The 26,008-nt window shown below is 70.4% G+C and carries 24 protein-coding genes; 16 read left to right on the plus strand and 8 right to left on the minus strand.

From position 1 onward, the window contains the following. Positions 1 to 109: 109 nt before the first annotated feature. Together ACTIE5_RS16190 and ACTIE5_RS16195 are read left to right on the plus strand one after the other, a co-directional pair. The gene (locus ACTIE5_RS16190; protein ID WP_439550736.1) at positions 110 to 1,279 is read left to right on the plus strand and encodes a M20/M25/M40 family metallo-hydrolase; all 1,170 of its coding nucleotides are present in this window, start codon (positions 110 to 112) and stop codon (positions 1,277 to 1,279) included. After that, complete coding sequence (locus tag ACTIE5_RS16195; protein WP_439550737.1) at positions 1,276 to 1,674, plus strand: hypothetical protein; 399 nt, start codon at positions 1,276 to 1,278, stop codon at positions 1,672 to 1,674. The genes ACTIE5_RS16190 and ACTIE5_RS16195 overlap by 4 nt, the downstream gene beginning before the upstream one ends. A 17-nt stretch (positions 1,675 to 1,691) precedes the next feature. Here ACTIE5_RS16195 and ACTIE5_RS16200 read toward each other — a convergent pair whose 3' ends face one another. Genes ACTIE5_RS16200 through ACTIE5_RS16210 form a run of 3 tightly spaced genes read right to left on the minus strand, consistent with a single transcriptional unit; the run spans position 1,692 to position 4,004 of the window. Next, positions 1,692 to 2,201 carry a hypothetical protein gene (locus tag ACTIE5_RS16200; protein ID WP_439550738.1) on the minus strand — a complete coding sequence of 170 codons (510 nt, stop codon included), beginning with the start codon at positions 2,199 to 2,201 and terminating at the stop codon, positions 1,692 to 1,694. Then, positions 2,188 to 2,946 (minus strand): SDR family NAD(P)-dependent oxidoreductase, encoded by a 759-nt coding sequence (locus ACTIE5_RS16205; protein ID WP_439550739.1) that lies wholly within the window; start codon positions 2,944 to 2,946, stop codon positions 2,188 to 2,190. Before ACTIE5_RS16205 ends, ACTIE5_RS16200 begins: the two co-directional genes overlap by 14 nt. Beyond that, the gene (locus ACTIE5_RS16210; protein ID WP_439550740.1) at positions 2,943 to 4,004 is read right to left on the minus strand and encodes a ketopantoate reductase family protein; all 1,062 of its coding nucleotides are present in this window, start codon (positions 4,002 to 4,004) and stop codon (positions 2,943 to 2,945) included. The genes ACTIE5_RS16205 and ACTIE5_RS16210 overlap by 4 nt, the downstream gene beginning before the upstream one ends. A gap of 133 nt (positions 4,005 to 4,137) precedes the next feature. On the opposite strand from ACTIE5_RS16210, the gene ACTIE5_RS16215 reads away from it, so the two are divergent. Together ACTIE5_RS16215 and ACTIE5_RS16220 are read left to right on the plus strand one after the other, a co-directional pair. Then, positions 4,138 to 5,001, plus strand: coding sequence for a DMT family transporter (locus ACTIE5_RS16215; protein ID WP_439550741.1), 864 nt, complete (start codon positions 4,138 to 4,140; stop codon positions 4,999 to 5,001). After that, positions 4,998 to 5,894, plus strand: a complete 897-nt coding sequence (locus ACTIE5_RS16220) for a DMT family transporter (protein ID WP_439550742.1) — start codon at positions 4,998 to 5,000, stop codon at positions 5,892 to 5,894. Before ACTIE5_RS16215 ends, ACTIE5_RS16220 begins: the two co-directional genes overlap by 4 nt. Here the strand turns inward: ACTIE5_RS16220 and ACTIE5_RS16225 are convergent. After that, on the minus strand, positions 5,813 to 6,235 hold the full coding sequence (locus tag ACTIE5_RS16225; RefSeq protein ID WP_439550743.1) for a gamma-glutamylcyclotransferase family protein: 423 nt from the start codon (positions 6,233 to 6,235) through the stop codon (positions 5,813 to 5,815). The genes ACTIE5_RS16220 and ACTIE5_RS16225 overlap by 82 nt on opposite strands. A 47-nt stretch (positions 6,236 to 6,282) precedes the next feature. Here ACTIE5_RS16225 and ACTIE5_RS16230 point away from each other — a divergent pair, with 47 nt between their 5' ends. Beyond that, positions 6,283 to 7,680 (plus strand): L-lactate permease, encoded by a 1,398-nt coding sequence (locus ACTIE5_RS16230; protein ID WP_439550744.1) that lies wholly within the window; start codon positions 6,283 to 6,285, stop codon positions 7,678 to 7,680. On the opposite strand, the gene ACTIE5_RS16235 is transcribed toward ACTIE5_RS16230, so the two are convergent. After that, the gene (locus ACTIE5_RS16235) at positions 7,658 to 7,897 is read right to left on the minus strand and encodes a hypothetical protein (RefSeq protein WP_439550745.1); all 240 of its coding nucleotides are present in this window, start codon (positions 7,895 to 7,897) and stop codon (positions 7,658 to 7,660) included. The genes ACTIE5_RS16230 and ACTIE5_RS16235 overlap by 23 nt on opposite strands. 174 nt (positions 7,898 to 8,071) lie before the next feature. On the opposite strand from ACTIE5_RS16235, the gene ypfJ reads away from it, so the two are divergent. From ypfJ to ACTIE5_RS16255, 4 genes are all read left to right on the plus strand, one after another. Further along, positions 8,072 to 8,935, plus strand: a complete 864-nt coding sequence (ypfJ, locus tag ACTIE5_RS16240; protein ID WP_439550746.1) for a KPN_02809 family neutral zinc metallopeptidase — start codon at positions 8,072 to 8,074, stop codon at positions 8,933 to 8,935. A gap of 43 nt (positions 8,936 to 8,978) precedes the next feature. Beyond that, positions 8,979 to 10,427: a M81 family metallopeptidase gene (locus ACTIE5_RS16245; RefSeq protein ID WP_439550747.1), complete on the plus strand. Its 1,449-nt coding sequence runs from the start codon at positions 8,979 to 8,981 to the stop codon at positions 10,425 to 10,427. A 141-nt stretch (positions 10,428 to 10,568) separates the two neighbouring features. Next, positions 10,569 to 13,034, plus strand: a complete 2,466-nt coding sequence (locus ACTIE5_RS16250) for a Calx-beta domain-containing protein (protein WP_439550748.1) — start codon at positions 10,569 to 10,571, stop codon at positions 13,032 to 13,034. A gap of 126 nt (positions 13,035 to 13,160) precedes the next feature. Further along, positions 13,161 to 15,560 (plus strand): Calx-beta domain-containing protein, encoded by a 2,400-nt coding sequence (locus ACTIE5_RS16255; protein WP_439550749.1) that lies wholly within the window; start codon positions 13,161 to 13,163, stop codon positions 15,558 to 15,560. A 29-nt stretch (positions 15,561 to 15,589) separates the two neighbouring features. Here ACTIE5_RS16255 and ACTIE5_RS16260 read toward each other — a convergent pair whose 3' ends face one another. From ACTIE5_RS16260 to ACTIE5_RS16270, 3 genes are read right to left on the minus strand one after another with little or no spacing between them, the layout of a single operon-like run. Beyond that, positions 15,590 to 16,579, minus strand: a complete 990-nt coding sequence (locus ACTIE5_RS16260; protein ID WP_439550750.1) for a Bug family tripartite tricarboxylate transporter substrate binding protein — start codon at positions 16,577 to 16,579, stop codon at positions 15,590 to 15,592. A gap of 56 nt (positions 16,580 to 16,635) precedes the next feature. Beyond that, positions 16,636 to 17,670: a TauD/TfdA family dioxygenase gene (locus ACTIE5_RS16265; protein WP_439550751.1), complete on the minus strand. Its 1,035-nt coding sequence runs from the start codon at positions 17,668 to 17,670 to the stop codon at positions 16,636 to 16,638. Positions 17,671 to 17,703: 33 nt separating this feature from the next. Further along, on the minus strand, positions 17,704 to 18,705 hold the full coding sequence (locus ACTIE5_RS16270; protein WP_439550752.1) for a Bug family tripartite tricarboxylate transporter substrate binding protein: 1,002 nt from the start codon (positions 18,703 to 18,705) through the stop codon (positions 17,704 to 17,706). Positions 18,706 to 18,910: 205 nt separating this feature from the next. Between ACTIE5_RS16270 and ACTIE5_RS16275 the strand changes: the two genes are divergently transcribed. The 7 genes from ACTIE5_RS16275 to ACTIE5_RS16305 all read left to right on the plus strand — a co-directional run bounded on the left by ACTIE5_RS16275 (position 18,911) and on the right by ACTIE5_RS16305 (position 26,008). Further along, on the plus strand, positions 18,911 to 20,680 hold the full coding sequence (locus tag ACTIE5_RS16275) for a glucan ABC transporter ATP-binding protein/ permease (RefSeq protein WP_439550753.1): 1,770 nt from the start codon (positions 18,911 to 18,913) through the stop codon (positions 20,678 to 20,680). Positions 20,681 to 20,828: 148 nt separating this feature from the next. Beyond that, positions 20,829 to 21,266 carry a CBS domain-containing protein gene (locus ACTIE5_RS16280; RefSeq protein WP_439550754.1) on the plus strand — a complete coding sequence of 146 codons (438 nt, stop codon included), beginning with the start codon at positions 20,829 to 20,831 and terminating at the stop codon, positions 21,264 to 21,266. Then, the gene (locus ACTIE5_RS16285) at positions 21,223 to 22,812 is read left to right on the plus strand and encodes an ABC transporter substrate-binding protein (RefSeq protein ID WP_439550755.1); all 1,590 of its coding nucleotides are present in this window, start codon (positions 21,223 to 21,225) and stop codon (positions 22,810 to 22,812) included. Before ACTIE5_RS16280 ends, ACTIE5_RS16285 begins: the two co-directional genes overlap by 44 nt. A gap of 79 nt (positions 22,813 to 22,891) precedes the next feature. After that, positions 22,892 to 23,158: a type II toxin-antitoxin system HicA family toxin gene (locus ACTIE5_RS16290; RefSeq protein WP_439550756.1), complete on the plus strand. Its 267-nt coding sequence runs from the start codon at positions 22,892 to 22,894 to the stop codon at positions 23,156 to 23,158. Positions 23,159 to 23,236: 78 nt separating this feature from the next. Further along, positions 23,237 to 24,220, plus strand: a complete 984-nt coding sequence (locus ACTIE5_RS16295) for a TRAP transporter substrate-binding protein (protein ID WP_439550757.1) — start codon at positions 23,237 to 23,239, stop codon at positions 24,218 to 24,220. 65 nt (positions 24,221 to 24,285) lie between these two features. After that, positions 24,286 to 25,269 (plus strand): TRAP transporter substrate-binding protein, encoded by a 984-nt coding sequence (locus ACTIE5_RS16300; protein ID WP_439550758.1) that lies wholly within the window; start codon positions 24,286 to 24,288, stop codon positions 25,267 to 25,269. Between the two features lie 187 nt (positions 25,270 to 25,456). Continuing rightward, entirely contained in the window at positions 25,457 to 26,008 is a 552-nt protein-coding gene (locus tag ACTIE5_RS16305; RefSeq protein WP_439550759.1) for a TRAP transporter small permease, read from the plus strand.

Here is a 26,008-nt window from a genome sequence, read left to right on the forward strand (position 1 = left end):
GCACACTACAGCATGATTTGGCGGCTGGCACATGAGCGCTGCGTCAGGCGGCTTGCCCGCATCGTGCCGAGGCAGCAGGCTGGCGGCGGGGATACGGAGACGGATACGGATGGACGCGCCTGCCAGCAGCCTCGATGCCAGCCAGCCCTGGCTTGGCCTACCCTTCGATGCGGAACAGATCCTGGAAGGGCTGCGCGGCTGGGTGGAATGCGAAAGCCCGACCTTCGATGCAGCGGCGGTGGAACGTATGCTGGCGCTGGCGGCGCGGGACCTGGCGCTGATCGGCGCGCGCGTCGAACACATTGCGGGCCGGATGGGTTTCGCGGGCTGCATCCGCGCGCGCTTCCCCCACCCCGCGGGCGATGCCGTGCCGGGCATCCTGGTGCTGGCGCATCTGGATACCGTCCACCCCGTGGGGACTCTGGCAAAGCTGCCCTTCCGGCGGGATGGCGGGACCTACCGCGGCCCCGGCATCTTCGACATGAAGGGCGGCACCTACCTGGCGGTGGAGGCGATGCGCCAACTGCTGCGCGCCGGCGTCACCACGAAGCTGCCCGTGACCTTCCTGCTGACGCCGGATGAGGAGGTGGGAAGCCCCTCCACCCGCGACCTGATCGAGGCCGAGGCGCGGCGGGCCCGCTTCGTGCTGGTGCCCGAACCCGCGCGGCCCGATGGCGGCGTCGTGACCGGGCGCTACGCCATCGCGCGCTTCAACCTGCGCACCACGGGCCGGCCTTCCCATGCGGGCATCACGCTGGGGGAAGGCCGCAGCGCGATCCGGGAGATGTGCAAGCAGATCCTCGCGATCGAGGCGATGACGACGGAAAGCTGCACCTTCTCCGCCGGTGTCATGCATGCGGGGCAATGGGTGAATTGCGTGGCCACGCATTGCGACGCGGAAGTGCTGAGCATGGCGAAGCGGCAGGAGGATCTGGATGCCGGCGTCGCGCGGATGCTGGCGCTGCAATCCTCCAACCCCGATGTGGTGCTGGAGGTGAAGCGCGGCGTGACGCGCCCGGTGTGGGAGCCCGATGCCGGTGTGCGGGCGCTGCATGCCGAAGCGCGGGCGATCGCGATGGGGATGGGCTTCGACATCCCGCCGCAATCCTCCGGCGGCGGGTCCGACGGCAACTTCACTGGCGCGATGGGCGTGCCGACGCTGGACGGGCTCGGCGTGGCCGGGGCGGGGGCGCATACGCTGGACGAGCATATCGTCGTTTCGTCGCTGGTGCCGCGGGCGCGGCTGCTGGCGGGGCTGTTCACCAGGCTGGGGGCGTGACGGTGCGGGCGGCGATCTTCGCCGCGCTGCTGGCACCGGGGCTGGCCTTCGCCCCCGCTGCCTGGGGACAGAGCGCGCCGTTGACGGGGCCCAATGCGGCGGCGGTGCATGGGCAGGCGCCGGCGGGGCGCCAGAGCTTGTCATCGCCCGCGACGGGAACGGCGGCGCGCAGGGCACCGGCGCGGCCCCAGCGCGAGGCGGCGGCGCGGCCGCGGACGCGCAACGCATCGCCGCTCGGCAACGTCAATCCGCGCACCGCGACGGGGCCGGAGGGCGGGCGCACCTCCTCCAGCGAGTTGCGGCACGAGGCGCAGGTGAACGAGGCGCGGCGCCGGCAGCAGGGCGCGGAGCGCCGCGCGGCGGGCGCGCAGGATGGCGTCAGGCTCGGGCGGTAGGTTCGCGCGCCTCAGTCCTATGCCCGGTGCAGCAGGACCCAGCCCTCGGCATTCGCGAGCGGCTCCAGCTGCGGCCAGATGCGGGCCGAGAGCGACATCCGGTCGCGCCGGCGTCCGACACGGCCGGGCGCATCCTCCTCGACCCCGCCGGGACGCCGCGGGCTGGCGGGTGGATGGATCTCGTACTCCTCCCAGACGCGATCGACGAAGGCGCTGAAGACGAAGTGGCTGTCGATGGTGGCGGTCACGCGTACCCAGCCCGATGGGTGGGCGGATAGGGTGAGGACGCCGCTGATGCCCTGGCTTTCGAAGGCGATGCTGCCCCCATCGGGTTCGCAGCGCAGGGGGTTGATCCGGAGCGGCTGATTGCCGGCGCTCTCGATCACCCAGTCGGGGGCGTCGCGGGCGGTGGCTTCGAGGTCGAGGGCGAAGCCGTACAGCGCCGCGGCGGGCGACTCGCTGCCACCCGCCGCGCTGTCGAAGAAAGCCGGCGCGAAGCCGGGCGGTGGCTCCTCAGCCGCCGCCATCGACCGACAGGACCTGCCCCGTGACCCAGCTCGAATAGCTGGAGGCGAAGAAGAGGACACCATTCGCGATGTCCTGCGGATCGCCCAGGCGGCGCATGGAGATGCCGTCCACCAGCGCCTTCTGGCCCTCCGGCCCGTAGCTCTCGAACTGCTTGACCGTGGCGGGGTTGGAAAGGGCGAAGCCCGGCGCGACGGAGTTCACCGTGATGCCATGCGGGCCGAATTCGCGGGACAGCTGGCGCGTCAGGCCGACAAGGGCGTGCTTGGCGGCGCAATAGGCCTGGATGCCCGTCTTGCTGGCCTTGAGGCCGGCGCCGCTGCTGATGGTGACGATGCGGCCGGCCTTGGCGGCCTTCATGCCGGGCGCGACGGCGCGGGCCATGTTGAAGGCGGCATGGGTGTTGATGTCGAAGATCGCGTGCCAATCGTCTTCGGGCACATCCTCCACCGGGCGGTTCACCTGGCCGCGCACGCCGCCGGCATTGCAGACCAGCACGGCGATGGGGCCGCCCGTCGCGGCCTCGATCGACTTGATCCAGTCGAAGGCGGCGCCCTTGGCCGTCAGGTCGAAGGCGGCGGTGGTGATGCTGCCCTCGCAGCGCGCGGTTTCCGCCAGTTCCCCGGCCGAGAGATCGCAGGCGAAGACATTGCCGCCCAACGCCGCGAAGCTGCGGGCGATGGCGCGGCCATAGCCGTGGCCGGCGCCGGTGACGGCAATCGTCTGGCCGTCGAATCGGATGTTCATGGCAGCAGCTCCAGCAGGTTGGCGTCGGACATGGGGCGTTCGCCACGCTCGCATTGATGGATCATGGCGATGAGCTTGCGCAGCGTGGGGCAGGGGATGCCGTGGGTATCGCCGATGGGCGGCACGGCGCCGATCTGCGCATCCGCGGGTGTGGCGCGGTGGCGCACCCAGAGGTCGCGCCAGATGCCGGAATGGGTCTTGCCGTTGGGGCGGTTGAAGGCCTCCATCGCGATCATGGAGGCGCGGGCCGCATCCTCCGTCCCGCCGGGGCCGAAGGCGGTGGCGTCGAAGCCGTTGAAGGACAGGGGCTTCACGCCTTCCGCCCGCGCGACCGTGATCACCTCACCGCACAGCGCGCGGACCATGGGCAGCAATTCGGGACGCGCCATCATGTCCGCGATGCCATGCGCGGCGAGCCCTTGCGCGTAGAGCAGGGAGGAATAGGCGAGCTTGCCCCAGAGATAGCCCCAGATGTTGTCGGTCAGCACCGCATCGGGTTCGAAGACCTGTTGCAGCAGCGCGTGCAGCGCCGTGGCGCGGGGGGTCTTCGCGCCATCGAGTTCGCCGACGACCACGGCGCCGCGATTGCCATAGGTGATCCGGCCGGGTTCCAGCCAATCCGCGCCGAAATTGACGAAGGCGCCCATGGTGCGGTGGGCGCCGCAGACCTCGGCGATCACACGCTCGCACAGTCCGTTCTGGGCGGAGAGCAAGTAGCCGTCGGGGGCGAGGTGCGGCAGCAGGGCGCGGCAGGCGGCTTCGGTGTCATGCGTCTTCACCGCCAGGATGATGCGGCGGAAGACGCCCTTCACCTGGTCGGGAGTCGCGGCGGGGGCGACGACCTTGAACTGCGTGACCGGGCCCTCGATCACCAGGCCGCGGGCCGGGTCCGCGATTGCGGCGACGTGGTCCGCCACCACGTCGCAGAACACGACGGCGTGGCGGGCCTTGACCAGATGCGCGCCGATCGTGCCGCCGATGGCGCCCGCGCCCCAGACCAGGATGGGGCCGTGATCCACGGCCTGCCTCGCCGCCGCCTGTTCGGCTTCCTTCGCCACGCGCGCTTCCCCTTCTGTCCAACGGGGGGCCGCCATGCAGGCACGGCGCTTGCGCGACGCGGCACGGGCGGCCCACCCTGGGTGTCACGCTAGCTGGGATACAACAGAGGTCAATGCATCGGTCTCACGCGCGGTGAACCCGCCGACCAATAACCTGAAGGGCGCCGCGCTGATGGCGGCGGCCGCGGTCTTCTTCGCGACGGAGGTGCTGTTCATCCGCTGGATGACGCTGCGCGGCATCCCGACCGAGGTTCAGCTGGCGTCCCGCGCCTTCGGGCAGTTGCTCTGGGTGATGCCGACGATGCTGGTGAGCGGCATCGGCGTGTTCCGCACGAAGCGCGCGCCCATGCATGTGTTCCGCGGCATGTCGTCGCTGATCTGCTGGGGGCTCTATTACTACTCCTTCACGCGGCTCGACATGGCGACGGGCACGGTCCTGTCCTTCACCAACGTGATGTTCACCACCATGCTGGCCGGCGTGCTGCTGGGGGAACGGGTGGACCGCTGGCGCTGGACTGGCACCATCGTGGGGCTGGTCGGCGTCGCGGTGATGCTGCGGCCGGGGGCGCAGATCGACTGGATCGGCGCGGCGGCGGCGATCGGCGCGGCCATCGCCTGGTGCGGGATCACGGTCACCAGCCGGATGCTGACGACGACGGAGACGACCAAGACCGTGCTGGCCTGGGTGGGGCTTGTGACGTTCACCGGCGTGCTGCCGTTTGCGATCCATGCCTGGGTGCCGCTCGACCTGGGCGACATGGCGCTGATGCTGCTGGTGGCGATCATCTGCCCGGGCATCATCTTCCTGGTGACGGAGGCGCTGCGCGCGGGCGAGGCCTCCGCCATTGCGCCCTTCCAGTACCTGCGCATCGTCGTCGTCGCGGTGGCGGGCTGGGTATTGTACGGGGAGGTGCCGGACCTGTTCGGCTGGATCGGCGCGGCCATCATCCTGGGTGGCGCGATGGTGGTGACCATCGCGGAGGCGCGCCGCAAGTGACGCAGACGACGAAGGCGGCGCTGCTGGCGCTGGCCGCGTCGCTGCTGTTCACGCTGGAGACGCTGGCGGTGAAGGCGCTGGTCGGCGTGCCGATTGCGACCTTGGTGCTGGCGCGGGCCATCGGGCAGCTGGCCTGGACGGTGCCGGACCTGATCCGCAGCCCCGTGCTGCTGGTGCGCACGGGCGAATTGCCGATGCAGATCTTCCGCGGCCTGCTCTCCGCCATCGCCTGGTATCTCTACTACGTCTCCTTCTCCGGCATGAAGCTGGCGACCGCGACGGTGCTGTCCTTCACCACCGTGCTGTTCGTCACGGCCATGGCGGCGCCGCTGCTGGGGGAGAAGGTGGGCTGGCGGCGCTGGACGGCGACGATTGTCGGCTTCGTGGGCGTGCTGATCATCATGCGGCCGGGGATGGTGCCGGTGGGCGTGCCGGTGCTGGCGGCCATCGCGGCATCCGTCTTCGGGGCGGGCATCCTGATCACCACCAAGCGCCTGGCGCGGACGGAGCGCACGGTGACGATCATGTTCTATGTCGGCGTCGTCGCGCTTTGCGTCAGCCTGCCCATCGCGCTGCCGGGCCTGGCCTGGCCGGGCTGGTGGAATGCGGGGCTGCTGCTGGCGGCGGCGGTGCTGGGGCCGGCGGCGATGTGGGTCTGGATCATGGCGCTGCGCATGGCGGATGCCAGCTTCATCGCGCCGCTGTCCTATGTGCGGCTGCTGTACGCCGTGTTCTTCGGCGTGGTGCTGTTCGGGGAGGTGCCGGAATGGTGGCTGCTGCCGGGCGGCGCGCTGATCATCGGATCGACGCTCTACATCACGCGGCGAGAAGCGATGCTCCAGCGGGCCAGGGCGGCATCCAGCGCCGCGCCGTCCAGCGCGAAATCGGCATAGCCCTGGCGGAGATGCGCGACATAGGCGACGGAGGGCGGGCCGGGGCGGTGGCGCTGCTCGATATAGGTCAGCGCCGCGCCATGGCCGGGTATATCCAGCATCGCGGCGCGATAGATGCGGAGCGCGACACCCTCCGCGATGTCCAGCGCGCGGCGATGGGCTTCCGTGATCCGCCACAGGCCGATGGGGACCGTCGCGATGCCATCCCGTTCGATGGTGCCGAAGCGGTTCACCGCCAGGCGCCAGCCCGGCAGCAGCGCGCTTCCCGCGGGCGCCGCGCCCGGGCAGCGGGCGAGCATCCGGGCGTGGTCGAGGTTGCTGCCATAGGCGGCGTAGAGCATGGCGCGGCAGGCTGGCGTGGCCGCCGCGATATGGCAAGGATGCCCGGATGATCCTGTTCCTCCAGGCCGCGCCGCTGCTGTTGCTGCTCGGTCTTCTTGTCTCGGGCCGCGCGGGGCCCGTGCCGGCGGTGCTGGCGGCGCTGGTGGTGGCGCTGCCGGCGGTGCTGCTCTCCCTCCCCGATGGAGCGGCCGCGCTGCCCTTCCTGGGGGCGGAGACGCTGCGGGGCGCCTTCCTCGCCTCCAAGCCCATCGCCGTGGTGGTGGGAGGGCTGCTGTTCCATGCGGCGCTGGCGAAGCCGCAGGCGGGGCAGGGGGCGCCGGACCCGCGGCGCATTTTCGTGGCGGCGCTGCTGATGGGCGTCTTCATGGAAAGCGTCACCGGCTTCGCGGTGGGGGCGGTCTTCGCGCTGTCGGCGCTGCGCGGCATGGGGATTGGCGGCGCTCCAGCGGCCGCCATGGCGCTGCTGTCGCTGACGTTGGTGCCCTGGGGCGGGCTGGGGCCGGGGACGGCGCTGGGGGCGGCGCTGGTGGGGATGCCGGCGCAGCAGATCGCCACCATGGCATCCTGGCCCAACGCCGCCTGGCTGCTGCTGATGGGGCCCGTGCTGTGGCGGCTTTGCGCGGCCGCCGGGGTCGTGGTGCCGCCGGCGGAGAAGCTGGCGCAGATGGGGTTCCTGTCCGCCATGGCGGCGATGCTGGTGCTTTTGCACCCCGTCCTGCCGTTCGAGGTGATCGGCGTGCTGGCATCCGGCCTGCCGCTGCTGGCGGCGCTGTGGAAGCTGGACCCGCCTTCGGGGGCGGAGGGCTGGCGCAGGGCCGGGCGGGCGATGGCGCCCTATCTCGGCCTGACGGCGGCGTTGCTGCTGGCGCGGAGCTGGGCGGGCGCGCCTTCCTGGGCGCCCTTTCCCGAACTCCCGGGCTTCCCGCTGACGCATGTGGCGGTGGTGCTGTGGCTTGCGGCGGGCGTGCTGCTGGCGACGCGCTCCGATGCCCCCGTGGTGGCGGCGGGCGCCTTCCGCCGCGCGCTGAAGCCCGCCATGGCCATGCTGTTCTACGTGGTGCTGGCGCGGTGGATGGCGGGGTCCGGCATCGCGGCCAGCCTCGCGACCGCGACGGCGGAGGCGCTTGGCCCGGCCGCGCCCTATGCGGTGCCGGTCATGGGCCTGGTGTCCGGCATGGTGACGGGCAGCAATGTGGGATCGAACGCCGCCCTGATGCCGGTGCAGTTCGCGCTGGGCCGCGCGGCGGGGATGCCGGAGGGGCTGGCGCCCGCGCTGCACAATTTCGCGGGCTCCGCCGGCGCGGGCATGTCCTTCGCCGTCACGGCCATGGTCTGCGGCCTGCTGGCGGATGGGGCGCGGCCGGGGCAGGTCTGGCGTCTGCTGCTGCCGTCCCTGCTCGGCGTGATCGTGATCGGCTGGGTCATGGTGGCGCTGCTGGGCTGAGGCGCTTCGCCAGCGCGCGGCGTCCGGCTTCGGTGGCGGCGACCATCAGCGCGCCGTCGGGTGCTGCGGTGCAGATGACAAGGCCGCGCTCCACGACGTCCTCCCACACCGTCAGGCGGGGGCAATTGGTGCGCCAGGGCTCCATCACCGCGGCATAGGGGCGTGGGTGGGGGGCGACCCACTCGACGAGGGCGAGGATCAGCGGTTCGGTGGACATGGCGGCCTCCCTTGCGCGGGGCGGATGCTGGGCCCACCGCGGAGCGGCCGCAACCGCCCGCCGCGGAGCGGCCGCAACCGCCCGCCGCGGAGCGGCCGCAACCGCCCGCCGCGGAGCGGCCGCAACCGCCTAGGCCGCCCGACGTTGCAGGCCCGCCACGGAGGACGGGACGCCATGCAACTCGGCGATGGACGCGAAAGCAACAATGTCGAGGACCGGCGCGGCGGGGGGGGCGGCTTCGGCGGCGGGCGGGGGCTTGCCGTCGGCGGCGGCCTCGGCAGCGTGGTGCTGGTGGTGATCGCCCTGCTGCTGGGTGTCGATCCCGGCGTGATCCTGTCCGGCGGCGATCCCGCGCGGACGGAGACGCAGGGCGGTGGCGGCGCGCCGCCGGCGGATGACGCGGGAAGCCGCTTTGTCCGCCGCGTCCTGGCGGAGACCGAGGATGTGTGGAACCCGGTCTTCCAGCAGATGAACCGCCGCTACCAGGAACCGCGCCTCGTGCTGTTCTCCGGCGCGGTGCAGAGCGCCTGCGGCACGGCGCAGGCAGCGGTCGGACCTTTCTACTGCCCCGGCGACCAGCGCGTTTACATCGACCTGGACTTCCTGGCGCAGATGCAGCGGCAGCTGGGCGCGCCCGGGGATTTCGCGGCCGCCTATGTGATCGCGCATGAGGTCGGGCACCACGTGCAGAACCAGCTCGGCGTGCTGGGGCGCGTGCAGGAACTGCGCAGCCGCGCGGCAGAGGCCGAGGGCAACGCGCTGCAGGTGCGGGTGGAGTTGCAGGCGGACTGCCTGGCGGGGATGTGGGCCCGTCGCGCGCAGGACGCCCGGCAGATCCTGGAGGATGGCGACATCGAGGAAGGGCTGAACGCCGCCGCGGCGGTCGGGGATGACCGGCTGCAGCGCCGCGCCCGCGGCACCGTGCAGCCGGATAGCTTCACCCATGGCAGTTCCGAACAGCGGGTGCGGTGGTTCCGCACCGGCCTGCAATCCGGCCAGTTGGAGGCTTGCGACACCTTCCGGCCGGCGCGGCTCTGACGCGGGATGGGCAGGCGGCGCGGCGTGGCGGTAGGATCGCGCCATGCCACGCATCGCTGTCGCCCGCCTCTGGTTCGAGGGCAATTCCTTCACCCCGGTCCCGACCGGGCCGGCCGAACTCCGATCCCGCGAATGGGTGGCGGGGGAGGCAGCGCTGTCGCGCTATGCAGGCACGGCAACGGAACTCGGCGGCCTCGCGGCCTTCCTCGCCACGCGGTCTGACTGGCAGGCCACGGTGCTGCGCTGCACCTCCGCCCAGCCCGGCGGGCCGCTGATGCGGGACGCCTATGAGGGCTGGCTGGCGGAGGTGCTGGATGGCATCGCAGTCGGGGCGCCGTGGGACGGCGTCTACCTCTCGCTCCACGGCGCCTGCGTGGCGGAACACGAGCCCGCCGCTGATCTCGCGACGGTGCGGCGCGTGCGGGCGGCGATCGGCGCGACGCCGCTGGTGGCGAGCTTCGACTTCCACGGCAACATGGCGCCGGAACTGGCGACGCTGCTGGATGGGGCGAGCGTCTATCGCACCTACCCGCATCTCGACATGGATGCGGTGGCGCTGCGGGCGCTGGCCATGCTGGAACGGCGCCTGGCGGGGCAGCGCCTGTTCGGCGCCATCGCCAAGCATCCGCGCGTGCTGCACAGCTTCCACATGCGCAGCGAAGCCGGGCCGATGGCGGAGGTCTGGGCGGAGGCCGCCGCGCTGGAGGGCGACGAGGTCCTGGAAGCGGCGCCCTTCGGCGGCTTCTCCTGGGGTGACACGCCCCATGCGGGGCCGAGCGGCATGGCCTGGGCGACAACGCCGGAGGCAGCCAGCCAGGCGGCGGCGGCGGTGCGCGATGCCATCGTCGCGCGGCTGCCGCGCTTCGCCGTGACGCTGCCCACGCCGCGCGATGCTCTGGCCACGGCGCTGGCGGCGCCGCCGGGCCTGGTGGCGCTGCTCGACCCCGCGGACAACCCGCTTTCCGGCGGCGTGGCGGATACGCCCGACCTGCTGCGCGTGCTGGTGGAGGCCGGGCCGCCGGTGCCGACCGTCTTCGCCTTCCTGCACGATCCCACCGTGGTGGCGCAGGCAACGGCGATCGGGGAGGGCGCGCGCGCGGGCTTCCTTCTGGGCGGGCGGACCACGGATGCCTTCGGGCCACCGGTCGCGATGGAGGCGGTGGTGGAGCGGCTGACGGCGGGACGCTTCGTCAATGAGGGGCCGATGGAGCGCGGCGCGCCGGTCGATCTCGGCCCGACCGTGGTGCTGCGGTCCGGCCTGCTGCGGGTTGTCGTGACCAGCCGGAAGGAAGCCGCGGTGGACCCGGCCTTCTTCGCGCTTCACGGCATCGACCTGGCGGCGACGCGGCTGCTGGCCAACAAGGCGAAGAACCACTTCCGCGCCGCCTTCGCCGCGCGGTGCAGCGCCATCGTGGAATGCGACTGCCCCGGCCCCGCCGCGCTGGACCTGGCGGCGCAGCCCTTCCGCCACGTCCCCGCATCCTGGCGTTGAGCGGCGGTGTTCTTGTGTCGCCGCGGCGGCGACACAAGACGACACAACGGTACCCTGCCTGACGACAGGCCCCGCTAGGAAGATGGGGCCGGCTGCCCGGGGGGGAGGGCCGGCGCCATGCCAGGGGGGAGCGCCGCCACCATGCCCACGCAGTTCAGTGTCACACGGTCCAGCGACTGGGGTTCCGGCTTCGTCGCGCAGGTGACGATGCGGCCGGAGGCCACGCTGAATGGCTGGACGCTGCGCTTCGATGCGGGCTTCAGCATCGTGAACATCTGGGGGGCGGAGATCGTCTCCTTCCTCGATGGCGTGTACACGGTCGGCAACGCCGGCTGGAACGCCACGGGCTGGAACGGGGAGATCGGCTTCGGATTCCAGGCGGCGACAACAGGCCCCGCGCCCGATCCCGCCCGCTTCGTGCTGGCGGCGCCGGGCGTGGTGGTCCCGCCGCCGGTCGTGGTCCCGCCGCCGCCACCTGTCGTGGTGCTGCCGACGGTGTCCGTCGGCGATGTGCTGGCGTGGGAGAATGACGGCGCGGCGCGCTTTGTGCTGACGCTGTCGAAGGCGAGCGCGACGCCCGTCACCGTGACCTTCGCGACCGCCAACGACACGGCCCTGGCCCGCAGCGACTACCGCGCGGCGACCGGCAGCATCACCTTCGCGGCGGGGGAGACCAGCAAGGTCGTCTCCGTCGGCCTGGTGGACAATGCGACGCGGGAGCAGGCTGAACGGTTCCTGCTGAACCTGACCGGCGCGACGGGCGCCACCATCGCGGACGCGCAGGGCATCGCCACCATCGAGGATGACGACATCGCGCGCTTCAGCGTGGCCGATGCCAGCGTCACGGAAGGCAATTCCGGTACCAGGGTGATGACCTTCACCGTGACGCTGTCGAAGGCGCAGGATGTCGTCGTCTCCACGCGCTTCGCGACGGCCGATGGCACGGCGGTGGCGGGCAGCGACTATGTCGCGCGCAGCGGCACGCTGTCCTTCCAGCCCGGCGAACTCAGCAAGACCGTCCGCGTCACCATCAATGGTGACACGCTGGTCGAGGCGGATGAGAGCTTCCTGCTGCGCCTCACCAACCCTGTCCGCGCCGCCTATACCGACGCCGAGGCGACCGGCACCATCGTCAACAACGACCTGCCGCGCATCACGGTGGCGGATGCGGGGGCGGTGCTGGAAGGCGATCCCTCCGCCGGGGTGGCGCGGCCCCTGGGCACGCTGTCCACGCGCGGCGGCAGCATCGTCGATGCGCAGGGCAATGCCGTGCAACTGGCGGCGGTGAACTGGTTCGGACTGGAGACTAGCACGCTCTCGCCGCACGGCCTCGGCACCCGCAACTGGCGGGACATGATGGACCAGATCCTGGAGACGGGATTCAACGCCATCCGCCTGCCCTTCTCCGCCCAGGCGGTGCAGGAGGGAGGCACGCCGAACGGGATCAACTGGAACCTGAACCCCGACCTCGTCGGGCTGACGCCGCTGCAGATCATGGACAGGATCGTCGACTACGCCGGGGAGATCGGGCTGCGCATCATCCTGGACCACCACCGCAGCGCGGCGGGCAACGGGGCCAATGGCAACGGCCTCTGGTACGAGGGGCGCTTCACCGAGGCCCGCTGGATCGACATGTGGGAGGATCTGGCGGTGCGCTACCGCGATTCCGCCGTGGTGGGCGCGGATCTGCACAATGAACCGCACAATGTGGCCTGGGGGGCCTGGGCCGGGGCGGCGGAACGGGCGGGAAATGCGGTGCTGGCGGCCAATCCGGACTGGCTGGTGCTGGTGGAAGGCGTCGGCGACCACAATGGCAGCTACTACTGGTGGGGCGGCAACCTCATGGGGGCCGCGGAACGGCCGGTGCAGCTGAACGTCGCGAACAAGCTGGTCTATTCGCCGCACGACTATCCGAATTCCGTCTATGCGCAGCCCTTCTTCCAGGGGCCGGACTTCCCCGCCAACCTGCCGGGGCTGTTCGACAAGATGTGGGGCTACCTGTGGCGAGAGGGCACGGCGCCGGTGCTGATGGGCGAATTCGGGTCCCGCCTGGTCGACCCGAAGGACCAGGCCTGGGCGGACAAGCTGATCGCCTACCTCTCCGGCGATGTCGATGCGGATGGGGACAAGGACATCGCCGGCCCCGCCGCATCCTTCGCCTGGTGGTCCTGGAACCCCAATTCCGGCGACACGGGCGGCATTCTGGCGGATGACTGGGAAACGGTGCTGACCATCAAGACCGACCGCCTGGCACCGATCATGCCCGGCGTCGCGGAAGCGCCGGCGGAGGCCGTCTTCGTCGTCAGCCTCAGCCAGGCGGCGGCGGCGCCGGTAACCGTCAACTGGCGGACCCGGCCGGGCACGGCCTCCGAAGCCGATTACGTGGCGGCGAACGGGGTGCTGACCTTCGCGCCGGGTGAGACGGTGAAGCGCATCGCGGTGACGCTGCGGCCCGATGAGGCGGGGGAGGCGAACGATACGTTCCAGCTGGAGCTTTCCCAGGTTCGGGGTGCATCCATCGCGGACGGGATCGGCGTGGCGACCATCCTCGACGATGATGGAGGGCTTGCCGCGGCGCGGATCGCGGCAAGCGACTGGGCACTTTGAGTTGTTTCATTTAACGACATAATGGTCAAAAGTCACGTATTGAGACAATTCAAGTGAATTGAAACTTTACCGCTTGCGCCGCCCATGGGATCAAGCCTCCAGCTTGCACTCCTGGATGGCCCGCCCATGCCCGCTCAGATCCTCTTCCAGCGCATGTCGAACTGGACGACCGGCTTCGTCGGCCAGGTGACGCTGACGCCGGATACGGCGCTGAATGGCTGGACCCTGGCCTTCGATGGTGCCTTCGCCATCGACAGCATCTGGGGCGCGGAGATCGTCAGCGTCTCGGCCGGCCGCTACATCGTGCGCGGGCAATCCTGGAACAGCACGGCGCCGGCAGGCGGATCGATCGGCTTCGGCTTCACCGCCTCCGGCCCCGGCGCCATCCTGGACCCCACCGGCTTCACCCTGGGCGGCGCGACAGGCGTGCCGCTGGTGCCGCCCGGGCCGCCCAGCATCAGCGTGGGCGATGTGGAGGTGCTGGAAGGCGCGGGGTTCGCGACCTTCGAGGTGAAGCTTTCCGCCGCCGCGACCGGGCCCGTGACGGTGCAGTTCGCGACGGCGAGCGGCACGGCCAGGTCCGGTCTGGATTTCGCGGCGCTGAGCGGCGGCCTGACCTTCGCGGCGGGGGAGACGGTGAAGCGCGTCTCCGTCGCGCTGACCAATGACCGGGTCTTCGAGGCCACCGAAAGCTTCAGCATGCGGCTGAGCAATGCGTCCGGCGCGACGATCGCGGACAATACCGGCGTCGCCACCATCCGCGACGATGACGCGGCGCGGTTCTCCGTCTCCGATGCCTCGGTGGTGGAGGGCAACAGCGGCAACACCATCCTGGCCTTCAAGGTGACGCTGGCGGAGGCGATGACCAGCACCGTCTCCGTCAGCTTCGCGACCAGCGGCGGCACGGCGCAATCCGGCGTGGATTTCGTCGCGCGCAGCGGCACTGTCAGCTTCGCCGCCGGGCAGACCGAGAGGATCATCAACGTCACCGCCATCGGCGACCGCCTGGTGGAGATGGATGAGACGGTGGTGCTGACGCTGTCAGCGCCGCAGCGCGGCGTGATCGCCGATGGCACCGGCATCGGCACCATCATCAACAATGACCGCCCCCGCATCGCCATCGCCGATGCGGCGGTGCAGGAAGGCGACCCGGGGGCGCCGGGCATGGTGGGCGTGCTGTCCACCAGGGGGCGCGACATCGTCGACGCTACCGGCCAGGCCGTGAAGATAGCCGCGGTGAACTGGTTCGGGATGGAGGGCACGACCTTCGCGCCGCATGGCCTCGATGTCCGCAACTGGAAGGACATGATGGACCAGATGGCGGAGACGGGGTTCAATGCCATCCGCCTGCCCTTCAGCGCGGAATCCGTGCTGAAGGGCGGCACGCCGAACGGCATCAACTTCAACCTGAACCCGGATTTGGCGGGGCTGACGCCGCTGCAGATCATGGACCGGATCGTCGATTATGCCGGCGATATCGGGCTTCGCATCATCCTCGACCATCATCGCAGCGCCGCCGGCAACGGGCCCAACGGCAACGGCCTGTGGTTCGATGGCGGCTACACCCAGGCGCAATGGGTGGGGATGTGGGAGATGCTGGCCACCCGTTACGCGGGCGATCCCACGGTGATCGGCGCCGACCTCAGCAACGAACCGCATGGCGCGAGCTGGAATGCCTGGGCCAGCGCGGCCGAGCTGGCGGGCAATGCCGCGCTGGCGAAGAACCCGGACTGGCTGATCTTCGTCGAAGGCGTGGCCGAGCATCAGAACAACTACTATTGGTGGGGCGGCAATCTGATGGGCGCGGCGGAACGGCCCGTGCAGCTGAACGTCGCCGACAAGCTGGTCTATTCGCCGCACGACTACCCGAACTCCATCTATCCGCAGAGCTTCTTCCAGGGCGACGATTTCGCCGCGAAGCTGCCCGACCTGTTCGACAAGATGTGGGGCTATCTGTGGGAGAGCGGGACGGCGCCGATCTTCGTGGGCGAGTTCGGCACCCGCATGACCGATCCGAAGGATCGAGCCTGGCTTGAGAAGATCGTGGACTACATGTCGGGCGACGTGGATGCGGACGGGGACAAGGACATCGCCGGCCCCGGCGTTTCCTTCGCCTGGTGGTCCTGGAACCCGAATTCCGGCGACACCGGCGGCATCCTGGCGGATGACTGGAAGACGGTGCTGACCGACAAGATCGCCGCCATCCAGGACATCCTGCCGGAGGAGGCGGAAGCCATCCGCAAGGCCAGTTTCACGGTGACGCTGAGCGACCCCGTGAGCAGCCCGGTGACGGTGGGCTGGCGCACCGCGCCGGGCACGGCGGATGCCACCGACTATGTCCAGGCCTCCGGCGTCCTGACCTTCCTGCCTGGCCAGACGCGGCAGGTGATCGAGGTCGAGATCCGTGCGGATGAGGTCGCGGAGCGGGCGGAGGAGTTCCGGCTGGAACTCTTCTCCGCCCAGGGTGCCACGATCGGCGATGCGCTCGGCATCGGGCGGATCGCGGATGACGACTGGGTGCTGTGAGGGCGGGCGGCCCGCCCCACGCAGGCGCCTCAGTCCAGCCTGGCGCCGGACAGGCGGACCACTTCCCGCCACTTCTCGTTCTCGGCGCGGATGAAGGCCTCGAACTCCACGGGGCCGAGGTAGTTGGGCTCGGCGCCGATCTCGCGCTGGCGGGCGATGATGGCGGGGTCGCGGGAGATTTCCGCGATGGCGGCGGCATAGCGCTGGATGATGGCGGCCGGTGTGCGGGCGGGGGCCTGCACGCCGAACCAGGCCACGGCCTCGAACCCCGGGACGCCGGATTCGCCCACGGTCGGGACATCCGGCGCCGCGAAGTAGCGGTCCTTGGTGGTGACGGCCAGCAGGCGCAGCGTGCCGGCGCGGACATGCGGCAGGTAGGCCGGCATGTTGTCGATCGCGACCTGGATGTTGCCGCCGATGAGGTCCGGCACCACGCCGCCGGTGCCGCGGTAGGGGACGTGGGTGATGTCGATGCCCGCGCGAGCCTTCAGATACTCACCGCAGAGATGGCCCGACGTGCCGTTGCCCGGCGTCCCGTAGTTCAGCCGGCCCGGATTGGCCTTCGCATAGGCCAGGAATTCCGCAAAGTTGCGGGCGGGCACGTTGGGGTTCACCACCACGCCATTGGCCACCAGGTTCACCAGCGCGACGGCGGCCAGGTCCTCCGGCCGGAAGGGCATGCGGCTGTAGAGGAACTGGTTGATGCTGGCGGTGCCGATCGTGCACATCAGCACGGTGTGGCCATCGGGATCGGCCTTCGCGACCATGTCGGCGCCGACATTGCCGCCCGCGCCCGGGCGGTTGTCCACCACCACGGGCTGGCCGAGCATCGGGCCCAGGCGTTCGGCCAGCAGCCGCGCGGTCAAATCCGTGGCGCCGCCGCCCTGGAAGGGCACGACGATGCGGACGGGACGGCTGGGCGCCCAGGGGGTCTGCGCGCGGGCGGCCAGGGCAGGCAGGGCCAGGGCGGGCAGGGCCAGGGTCGTGGCCAGCACGGCGCGGCGGGTGGGGGTCTGCATGGTCGTCTCCCTGTGGGTTGGCCGTCAGTAACGACAGCGGGCCGGGAAGCGCAATATCAGGCGGCCAGCGCGCTCCGCCCCGGGATCGCGCCGCCACGCAGGGCGCCGGCCTCGGTGCTGCCCCATTGGCCCGCATGGCCGGCGGGAAGCGCGCGGGACAGCGGGCTGGACAGCCAGATGCGCAGCAGGTTGCGTCGCGCGCTCGCTTGCGCGTCATCCGCATAGGCAGTGCGGCCATGCAGCGTGACGTGCTGGTTCATGACCTGGATCTGCCCTGCTTCGAACGGTGCTTCGACGCAGAGTTCATCGGCCAGGGCGGCGAGCATGTCCAACGCCTCAACCTGCAGGGCCGTCAGCGGCGGCACGCCGGGCTGGCCCTGGGCCATTTCCACATAGGTGCGGCTGTACTGGCAGGTGAAGGCGTTGTGCGGGCCGCGGGCAAAGACGGGCATGGGGAAGGGGCGGGATGCCATTCCTTCGCCTTCCTCATCCGCCGGGCGGGCGCGCCAGAAATCCTGGTAGAGCACGGCGAGCAGGTCCGGCCGCCGTGCCGCCATGGCATCATGGATCGCGATGGTGGAGACGATGCGGGAGACACCGCCAGCGATGCCGTTGCTGGCGCAGAGCAGCGCCAGCAGGTCGCACTTGTCCGTGTGGAAGCGCAGCGGGCCGGTGTAGCGGCTGCGGTTGCGGGCGGAGCCATCGGCGCGGGCTTCCCCCGTGCCGGTCTCATCCTTCACCTCACCGAGTACTTCGCCGGTGGTGTTTTGGGGCAGCGGCGTGCCGATGTGGCACATCAGCCCCCAGAACAGGCGCTTCAGATCGCGCGCCGGGTAGCGCGCGGGGTCGAGGCCGGTGATCCGCACCAGCCCCGCGCCACTCTCCATCGCCTCAGCCAGGGCCTTCAGCCGGGGCGCCGTGCGGGGCAGCGGGAAATGCGCGGCGGTGATGCGGGGGATGTCGCGGTCGCCGAGGCCCCCCAGCGCGGCCTCGACCTCCGTGATCTCCGGCGGCGAGAGGGTGACGGACCAGTCCCCGAGCGTGGCGCCTGTCCAGGCCACGGCGCCGCCGATCGGTGACAGGTCCTGCATGATCCTTGTCCCTGATCCCTGATCCCTGGGCGCCTACTGGTCCGCCGTCGCGCCGGAACGGCGGACGACCTCGCCCCACTTCGTGATCTCCGCCTTGATGAAGGCGTCGAAGGTCTGCGGGCTGGTGCCGCCATCGGGCGTCAGGCCGGGCGCCATGCCGCCGAGGTCGGCCAGGCGGCGGGCCATGTCCGGTTCCCGGATGATGACATTCACCTCGTCCGAGATGCGCTGGATGATGGCGGCCGGCGTGCGCGCGGGGGCCTGCAGGCCGAACCAGGCGGTCGCCTCCACGCCCGGCAGGCCGGCTTCCGCGGTGGTCGGCACATCCGGCATGGCGGGGCTGCGTTCCTTCGTCGTGACCGCCAGCGGGCGCAGGCGCCCTTCGCGCAGATGGCCGATGACGGAGGGCAAATTGTCCACGCCCACCTCCACGCGACCGGCGATGATCTCCTGCATCATCGGGCCGGCGCCGCGGAAGGGGACGTGGGCCATGTCGATGCCCGCTTCCAGCTTCAGCAATTCGCCTGTCATGTGCAGCGACGTGCCGGCACCGGAGGAGCCGATGTTGAGGGCGCCGGGGCGAGACTTCGCCAGCGCGACCAGTTCCTGCAGCGTGCGCGCGGGCAGTTGCGGATTGACGAAGATGGCGTTCGGCACGCGCAGCATCAGCGCGACGGCGGCCAGATCCTCCGGCTTCACCGGCATGCGGGCGCCGTAGAGGGAGTAGTTGATGGCGCCGCCGCTGATGGTCTGCATCAGCAGGGTGTGGCCATCCGGTTCCGACTGCGCGACCACCTGGTTGCCGATATTGCCGCCGGCGCCCGGGCGGTTTTCCACCACGACCTGGGTCCCGAGGCGGCGGCCGAGCGGTTCGGACAGCAGGCGGGCGGCGATGTCCGTCGTGCCGGCCGGGGTGAAGCCGACGACCAGGCGGATGGGCCGGCCCGCGGCCCAGGAGGTGCCTTGGGCCAGGGCGGGGGCGGCGAAGGGAAGGGCCAGGGCGCTGGCCAGGGTGGCGCGACGGGTGATGCGCAAGACGATGTCCTCCTCGATGACGCGCGGCGACGTGCCGCGCGCAGCGGGCGCGGGAACTTCCGTCCCGCTCCACCGCTTCCACGCCGTTCCTGCCGCAAGAAGGGCATGGCTTGCAAGCGGCCGGGTGGCTACGACCTGCTACACTGGATTTGCCAGCCGGCCGGGACTCGGGATACGCGCGGGGCGGGATGGAGGGGCGCGGTTCATGCGTTTCATGAGGCTCTACCTGCGGGTGCTGCGGCTGCTGGGCCCGGACCGTTGGGTAGCCTATGGCTTGACCTTCGCGGCGCTGGCGCTGGCGGGGCTGTCCTTCCTGGAACCCGTCCTGTTCGGCCGGGTGATCGACCTTCTGTCGCGGTCGGACCGGATGACGGATACGGCGCTGTGGACTGAAGCCTTCGCGCTGCTCGGCCTGTGGGCCGCGGTCGGGCTTTCGGCCATCGGCGCCAATGTGGCGGTGGCGCTGCTGTCGGACCGGATGGCGCATCGCAACCGCCTGACCATCATGGCGCGGTATTTCGAACATGTGCTGTCCCTGCCGCTGTCCTTCCACGGAGACACGCAATCCGGCCGGCTGATGAAGGTGATGCTGGTGGGGTCGGACAATCTGTTCGGCCTGTGGCTTTCCTTCTTCCGCGAACATTTGACCACCTTCATCGCCTGCCTGGTGCTGCTGCCGCTGACGCTGGTGATGAACTGGCGGCTCGGCCTGCTGCTGATCGTGCTGGTGATCCTGTTCGCGATCGTCTCCGCCTGGGTGATCCAGAAGACCGAGGCCGCGCAGGGCAAGGTGGAGACGCTGCACACGCGCCTGGCCGGCAACGCGCAGGATGCGCTGTCCAATGTGGTGGTCGTGCAGTCCTTCTCCCGCCTGGCCAGCGAGGCACGGCTGTTCGGCGACATCGTGCGCCAGGTGCTGGACCACCAGTTCCCGGTGCTGAACTGGTGGGCGGTGGTCGCGGTGCTGACGCGCGGGGCATCGACCATCACCGTCATCGCCGTCTTCGTGCTGGGCACCATGCTGCATGTTCAGGGCCAGGCGACGGTCGGGGAGATCGTGTCCTTCATGGGCTTCGCCACCCTGCTGATCGGGCGGCTGGAGGGCGCTGTCGGGTTCGTCTCACGCCTCGTGTTCCAGATGCCGTCGCTGGAGGAGTTCTTCACCGTTCTGGATGCCCGGTCCTCCGTCGCAGAGAAGGCGGATGCCAAGGACCTGCAGCGCGTGACTGGCGCCGTGCGGTTTGAGAATGTGGCCTTCGCCTATCCCGGCGGGCCGCGCATCCTGGCCGATGTATCGATGGATGCGCCGCCCGGGCGCACCATCGCCCTGGTCGGACAGACCGGCGCGGGCAAGTCCACCGCCATGGCGCTGCTCCAGCGGCTGTGGGACCCGGTGGAAGGCCGCGTGACGCTGGATGGGCATGACCTTCGCGACCTCACGCTCGACAGCCTGCGGCGCAATGTCGGCGTGGTGTTCCAGGAAAGCCTGCTGTTCAACCGCTCCATCCGCGACAATTTGCTGATCGGCCGGCCGGATGCGAGCCAGGAGGATCTGGAGCGTGCCTGCCGGATGGCGGAGGCGCATGACTTCATCACCGCCAAGCCCCAGGGCTACGACACGATGGTGGGGGAACGCGGCGCCGCCCTGTCCGGCGGCCAGCGCCAGCGCCTGGCGATTGCGCGCGCGCTGCTGAAGGACCCGCCGGTGCTGATCCTGGACGAGGCGACGAGCGCACTGGATGCGGCGACGGAAGCGCGGGTGCAGCGGGCGCTGAAGGCCCTGATGACGGGCCGCACCACCTTCGTCATCGCCCACCGCCTGTCCACCGTGCGCGATGCGGATGAGATCCTGGTCTTCGAGCATGGCAAGGTGGCGGAACGAGGCAGCTTCGAGGCTCTGGTCGCGCAGGGTGGGCGCTTCGCCGAGCTGGTGAAGACACAGCTGACGGGGCCGGAGCCGGTCCCGGCCGCCTGACCGGGCTTTCAACCCCCGCGCGCAATCGCGCGTGGTGCGCACGCAATCCTTGAACCGCGACGCCCCGCGGTGCCACCATCCCCCGCATGGTGGAGGCGGCGCCGGCTGATCCCTCGCGCCCCCTCCCGCAACGGGAGGAAACACGACCATGACGATTGGCATCATCCTGCAGCGCAAGGGCCACGAGGTGGTGTCCATCCAGGCGCATGACAGCGTGGCGGAGGTTGCGAAGACGCTGGCGCGCCACCGCATCGGCGCCGCGCTGGTGCGGGATGGGGCGGGCGACGTGCTCGGCATCGTCAGCGAACGGGACATCGTCCGCGCCATGGCGCTGCACGGCGCCGATGCGGTGGGGATGCCAGCCGCGCAGTTGATGACGCGGGCCCTCCATACCGTGACGCCGCGGACACGGATCGGGGAGGCGCTGACCCTGATGACGGATCGCCGCTGCCGGCATTTGCCGGTGATGGAGGATGATGGCAGCCTCGCCGGGCTGGTCTCGATCGGGGACCTGGTGAAGGCGCGGATCGAGGAAGCGGTGCATGAAGCCGAGGAACTCCGCCACTACGTGGAAAGCGCGGGCTAGCGCGCTTCTCCTCGCGCTGCTGCCGGCTGCGGCGGCAGCGCAGAATCTGACGGTGGCGACAGGCGCGCCACCGACCTCGGTCGATCCGCATTTCTACAACGCGGCGCCGAACTTCGCACTGTCTATGCACATCTTCGACCGGCTGGTGGAGCGGGATGCGGAGGTGCGGGCCTATCCCGGCCTGGCCGCGTCGTGGGAGGCGATCGCGCCGACGGTCTGGGAATTCCGGTTGCGCCCTGGCGTCACCTGGCATGACGGGCGGCCCTTCACGAGCGAGGATGTCGCCTTCAGCGTCGCGCGGCCGCCGCTGGTGCCGAATTCCCCCGCGAGCTTCAGCCCCTTCGTGCGCGCCATCCAGCGGACGGAGGTGGTGGACGCGCATACGGTGCGCTTCCACACGGCGCTTCCGCATCCGCTGCTGCCCATCGAACTCGGCTCCATCGCGATGGTCGCGAAACACGCGGCGGAGGGGCGGACGACGGAGGATTTCAACAGCGGCCGCGCCGCGGTGGGAACGGGGCCGTATCGGCTTGCCTCCTCTATCCCCGGGGACCGGTTCGAACTGGTGCGGAACGACAACTGGTTCGGGCAGCGGGAGCCCTGGAGCCGTGTGACCTATCGCGTCATCGCCAATGACACGGCGCGCACGGCGGCGCTGCTGTCGGGCGATGTGGACCTGATCGACCAGGTGCCGTCCACCGACCTGGCGCGGCTGAAGCGCGACCCGCGCGTCAGCATCGCGGAAATCCAGGGCCTGCGACTGATCTTCATCGCCTTCGACCATTCGCGCACCGGCGGCCTGCCGCAGGTGAGTGACCATGAAGGCCGGCCCCTGCCGGTGAACCCCTTCATGGATGTACGCGTGCGCCGCGCCCTGAACATCGCGGTCAACCGTGACGCGCTGGTGGAACGGGTGATGGAGGGCGCGGCCGCGCCGGCGGGGCAGTGGATGCCGCCCGGCACCACCACCCACGCGCCGGACGTGCCCGTGCCGGCCTTCGATGTCGAAGGCGCGCGCCGGCTGCTGGCGGAAGCGGGCTACCCCCAGGGCTTCCGGATGACGCTGTTCACGCCGAATGACCGCTACCCCAACGATGCCCGCACCGCCCAGGCCGTGGCGCAGATGTGGACGCGGATCGGCGTGCGGACCCAGGTGGATGCGCTGCCCTGGACCAGCTTCTCCGCCCGGTCAGCCCGGCAGGAATTCCCCGCCCGCCTGGCCGGCTGGGGCAGCAGCACGGGGGAGGCGGGGAGCTTCCTGATCTCCGTCATCGGCACCTTCGACCGCGCCGCGCAGCGCGGCGCCGCCAATGCCGCGCGCTATTCGAACCCGGCGCTGGACGCGCTGACGGATCGGGCCGCGACGCTGCTGCCGCTGGAGGAGCGGGCGGCAGTGCTGCGCCAGGCGATCCGTCTGGCCAGCGACGACGTCGCGATGGTGCCGCTTTTCAACATCACCAATTCCTGGGCGACACGCCGCGGCCTGGTGCATCAGCCGCGGATGGATGAGCGGACGGTGGCGATGGGCACGCGGCCCGCGCCCTGATCGCGCTTGATCCGCATCAAGGACGGCGCCGGCGGGACGCCCCAACATGGGATCCAACCACGGCAGAGGAATGGATTCCATGAACCATCATCATCGCAAGACGCTGCACGCCCTGTTCTCCCACCCCGTCAGCAGCAACATCGATCCGAAGCATGTCGCCTCGGTGTTCGAGGCGCTGGGCGCGGAGGTGACTCATGGCGGGCATGGGCAGGTCAAGGTTGCGCTGAACGGGCACGCCCAGGCCTTCCATGACAGCCACCACAGCCTGTCCAAGGACGAAGTCGGCGCGATGCGGAAATTCCTGGAGACGGCGGGCGTGGACCCCGCGCGGGATTACCCGCTGTAGGGCCAGGGTTCCCGGGGCTTGCCTCATCCGGCGGTTGGAGGCGATGCTTCGCCGCCATAGCCCCGGGGGACCCCAACGATGCTCAGCCGCCGCACCCTTCTTGCCGCCTCCGGCGCGGCGCTTGCCGCGCCCGCCCTGACCAGCCCCGCTAGCGCGCAGACGCGCTGGCAGATGGCGACGCCCTATCCCGACGGGAACTTCCACACCCGCAACATCCGGACCTTCATCGAGGAGATCCAGGCGGGCACCGGTGGCCGCGTGCAGGTGCAACTGCATTCCAACGCGAGCCTGCTGCCCATGCCGCAGATCAAGCGCGGCGTGCAGCAGGGCCAGGTGCAGATGGGCGAGATCCTGCTGACCGCCTATTCGAACGAGGACGTGTTCTTCGACGCGGACGCCATCCCGCAGCTCGTCACGAACTTCGCCGAGGCGAAGAAGCTGGCTGACCTGCAGAAGCCCTATATCGAGACGCGGCTCTCGCGGCAGGGCCTCAGCCTGCTCTATACTGTGCCGTGGCCGCCGGCGGGCCTTTACGCCCAGGCGCCGATCCCGACGATCGAGGGATTGCGTGGCCTGCGTTTCCGCACCTTCAGCCCGGCGACCAACCGATTCGCAGCGTTGGTCGGTGCCCAGCCTACGCTGGTGCAGGCGGCGGAACTGGCCCAGGCCTTCGCCACCGGCGTCGTTCAGGCGCAGATCACCTCGGCCCAGACGGGCGTCGATACCTCCGCCTGGGACTACGCGCGGGTCTTCACGCCGCTCGGCTTCTCCATGACCAAGAACGCGGTGATGGTGTCCCGACGCGCGATGGAATCGCTTTCCGCCGCCGACCAGCAGGCGGTGCGCGCGGCTGCAGCAGCAGCGGAGCGTCGCGGCTATGACCTGAGCAGCGAGGCGCAGCGCAGCACGGAAGCGACGTTGGGATCGCGCGGCATGCAGATCGTGCCGCCGACCGAGGAATTCCTGGCCGGGCTGCGCCGCATCTCCGCCACGATGACCGAGGAATGGATCGGTCGCGCCGGCGAGGACGGCAAGCGGCTGATCGACGCCTACCGCGCCTGAGCAGGGCGTGACTGTGGCCCCGGCGCCAGCGCGCCGGGGCTTTTCCTTCGGGGGGAACGACAACGATGATGTTCGGACGTCGCGTGGCACTCGGTGCTGCCGCCGCAGGTCTTCTGGCGCGCGGAGCTTCCGCGCAATCCACGCGCTGGCAGGCGGCCACGGGCTTCGCCGATGGCAACTACCACACGCGGAATCTCCGCGCCTTCATCGCCGATGTCGCGCAGGCGAGCGGCGAGGGCTTGCAGATCCAGTTGCACAGCAACGGCAGCCTTGTCCCCCAGCCGCAGATCAAGCGCAGCGTGCAGTCCGGCCAGATCCAGCTGGGCGAGATCCTGCTGACGGCCTATGGCAATGAGGATCCGTTCTTCGACGCCGATGCGGTGCCCGGCCTGGTGCAGAACCTGGACGATGCGCGCCGCCTGGCCGCGGTGCAGGCGCCCTTCATCGAGGCGCGGCTGGCGCGGCAGGGCCTGGCGCTGCTCTACATGGCGCCCTGGCCACAGGTGGCGATCACCGCGAACCAGCCGATCACGGACCCGGCGCAGTTCCGTGGCATGCGCCTGCGAAGCTACAGCCCGATCTCGACCCGGCTTGCCGCGCTGCTGGGCGCGCAAGGCGTGCTGGTGACCGCGCCGGAAGTCCCCCAGGCCTTTGCGAGCGGCATCATCCAGGCCCAGCTGACGACGGCGCCGGTCGCGGCCGATACCGCGGTCTGGGATTATTCCCGCGTCTTCATTCGCGCCTCCATCGCCACGAGCAAGAACGCGGTCTTCGTCAGCCGGCGGTCGCTGGAGGCGCTGACCGAGTCGCAGCGTAACTCGGTGCTGGCCGCGGCGCGGCAGGCGGAGGCGCGTGGCTGGCGGCTGGCGGAGGAGGCGCAGGCGGAAGCCGAGGCGCGCATGGTCGCGCGCGGCGTGCAGGTCGTGGATGCGTCGCCCGCGCTGCTGGCGGCCATCCGCCAGGCCGGCACGACGATGATCGACGAATGGGTGACGCGCGCCGGCGAGGATGGCAGGCGAATGCTGGAAGCCTATCGCGCCTCCCGCTGAGGCAGCCGGCGCCGCGAAGCTGGGCAGGGGCGGGGCGTTGGCTGCCGCTGCCAGGGCATGTGGGTCTTGCGCCCCTGGCAGGCGGCTCCGATGATCCTGGTACAAGGCTGCAACGCGGGGGCTTCACCATAATGACCATCGACCGCCACGGGATGGTGGCCCGGCCGGCTGGCTGGGGCGCGCCGGCATGAGCATCCCGGGCCTCATCCGCCGCGTGCTCGACGCGACCTATTCCCTGGCGGCAGGGGTGGCGGCGCTGGCGCTGCTTGGCATTTTCTGCGTGATGATCGCTCAGATGGGCCTGCGGGAGGTCGGCATGCAGGTGCCTGGATCCGACGATCTCAGCGCCTATCTCTGCGTCGCCACCACCTTCTTCGCGCTCGCTGCCACCTTCAAGCGGGGGGAACTGATCCGCGTCGGCATGGGGATCGAGAAGCTGTCGCCGCCGGTGCGGCGGGTGGCGGAGATCCTGGCACTGCTGATCGCGGCCGCCGTCGTCGCCTACATCACCTGGTGGACGGCGCAGGACGTGATGTTCAGCTGGGAGATCGAGGAGGTTGCGCAGGGTACGGTGCCATTCCTGATCTGGATCCCGAAGCTCGCCATGCCGATCGGCGCCGGCTTGCTGCTGGTGGCCATCATCGACGAACTCGTCATCGTGCTGGGCGGTGCCAAGCCGACCTATGTCGTGGCCGCGGAAGACCGCGCGGCACGCGGCGACTTCTCGGCGGAGGTATAG

Origin of the sequence: Falsiroseomonas sp. (assembly GCF_051859025.1) — a bacterium.
Taxonomy (GTDB): Bacteria; Pseudomonadota; Alphaproteobacteria; order Acetobacterales; family Acetobacteraceae; genus Falsiroseomonas.

Excerpts from the sequence above, each read along its gene's own strand:
- ACTIE5_RS16190 (WP_439550736.1), top strand. The coding sequence starts at position 110 with ATGGACGCGCCTGCCAGCAGCCTCGATGCCAGCCAGCCCTGGCTTGGC.
- ACTIE5_RS16200 (WP_439550738.1), bottom strand. The coding sequence starts at position 2,201 with ATGGCGGCGGCTGAGGAGCCACCGCCCGGCTTCGCGCCGGCTTTCTTC.
- ACTIE5_RS16205 (WP_439550739.1), bottom strand. The coding sequence starts at position 2,946 with ATGAACATCCGATTCGACGGCCAGACGATTGCCGTCACCGGCGCCGGC.
- ACTIE5_RS16225 (WP_439550743.1), bottom strand. The coding sequence starts at position 6,235 with ATGCTCTACGCCGCCTATGGCAGCAACCTCGACCACGCCCGGATGCTC.
- ACTIE5_RS16230 (WP_439550744.1), top strand. The coding sequence starts at position 6,283 with ATGATCCTGTTCCTCCAGGCCGCGCCGCTGCTGTTGCTGCTCGGTCTT.
- ACTIE5_RS16235 (WP_439550745.1), bottom strand. The coding sequence starts at position 7,897 with ATGTCCACCGAACCGCTGATCCTCGCCCTCGTCGAGTGGGTCGCCCCC.
- ypfJ (WP_439550746.1), top strand. The coding sequence starts at position 8,072 with ATGCAACTCGGCGATGGACGCGAAAGCAACAATGTCGAGGACCGGCGC.
- ACTIE5_RS16245 (WP_439550747.1), top strand. The coding sequence starts at position 8,979 with ATGCCACGCATCGCTGTCGCCCGCCTCTGGTTCGAGGGCAATTCCTTC.
- ACTIE5_RS16250 (WP_439550748.1), top strand. The coding sequence starts at position 10,569 with ATGCCCACGCAGTTCAGTGTCACACGGTCCAGCGACTGGGGTTCCGGC.
- ACTIE5_RS16255 (WP_439550749.1), top strand. The coding sequence starts at position 13,161 with ATGCCCGCTCAGATCCTCTTCCAGCGCATGTCGAACTGGACGACCGGC.
- ACTIE5_RS16260 (WP_439550750.1), bottom strand. The coding sequence starts at position 16,579 with ATGCAGACCCCCACCCGCCGCGCCGTGCTGGCCACGACCCTGGCCCTG.
- ACTIE5_RS16265 (WP_439550751.1), bottom strand. The coding sequence starts at position 17,670 with ATGCAGGACCTGTCACCGATCGGCGGCGCCGTGGCCTGGACAGGCGCC.
- ACTIE5_RS16275 (WP_439550753.1), top strand. The coding sequence starts at position 18,911 with ATGCGTTTCATGAGGCTCTACCTGCGGGTGCTGCGGCTGCTGGGCCCG.
- ACTIE5_RS16280 (WP_439550754.1), top strand. The coding sequence starts at position 20,829 with ATGACGATTGGCATCATCCTGCAGCGCAAGGGCCACGAGGTGGTGTCC.
- ACTIE5_RS16285 (WP_439550755.1), top strand. The coding sequence starts at position 21,223 with ATGAAGCCGAGGAACTCCGCCACTACGTGGAAAGCGCGGGCTAGCGCG.
- ACTIE5_RS16290 (WP_439550756.1), top strand. The coding sequence starts at position 22,892 with ATGAACCATCATCATCGCAAGACGCTGCACGCCCTGTTCTCCCACCCC.
- ACTIE5_RS16295 (WP_439550757.1), top strand. The coding sequence starts at position 23,237 with ATGCTCAGCCGCCGCACCCTTCTTGCCGCCTCCGGCGCGGCGCTTGCC.
- ACTIE5_RS16300 (WP_439550758.1), top strand. The coding sequence starts at position 24,286 with ATGATGTTCGGACGTCGCGTGGCACTCGGTGCTGCCGCCGCAGGTCTT.
- ACTIE5_RS16305 (WP_439550759.1), top strand. The coding sequence starts at position 25,457 with ATGAGCATCCCGGGCCTCATCCGCCGCGTGCTCGACGCGACCTATTCC.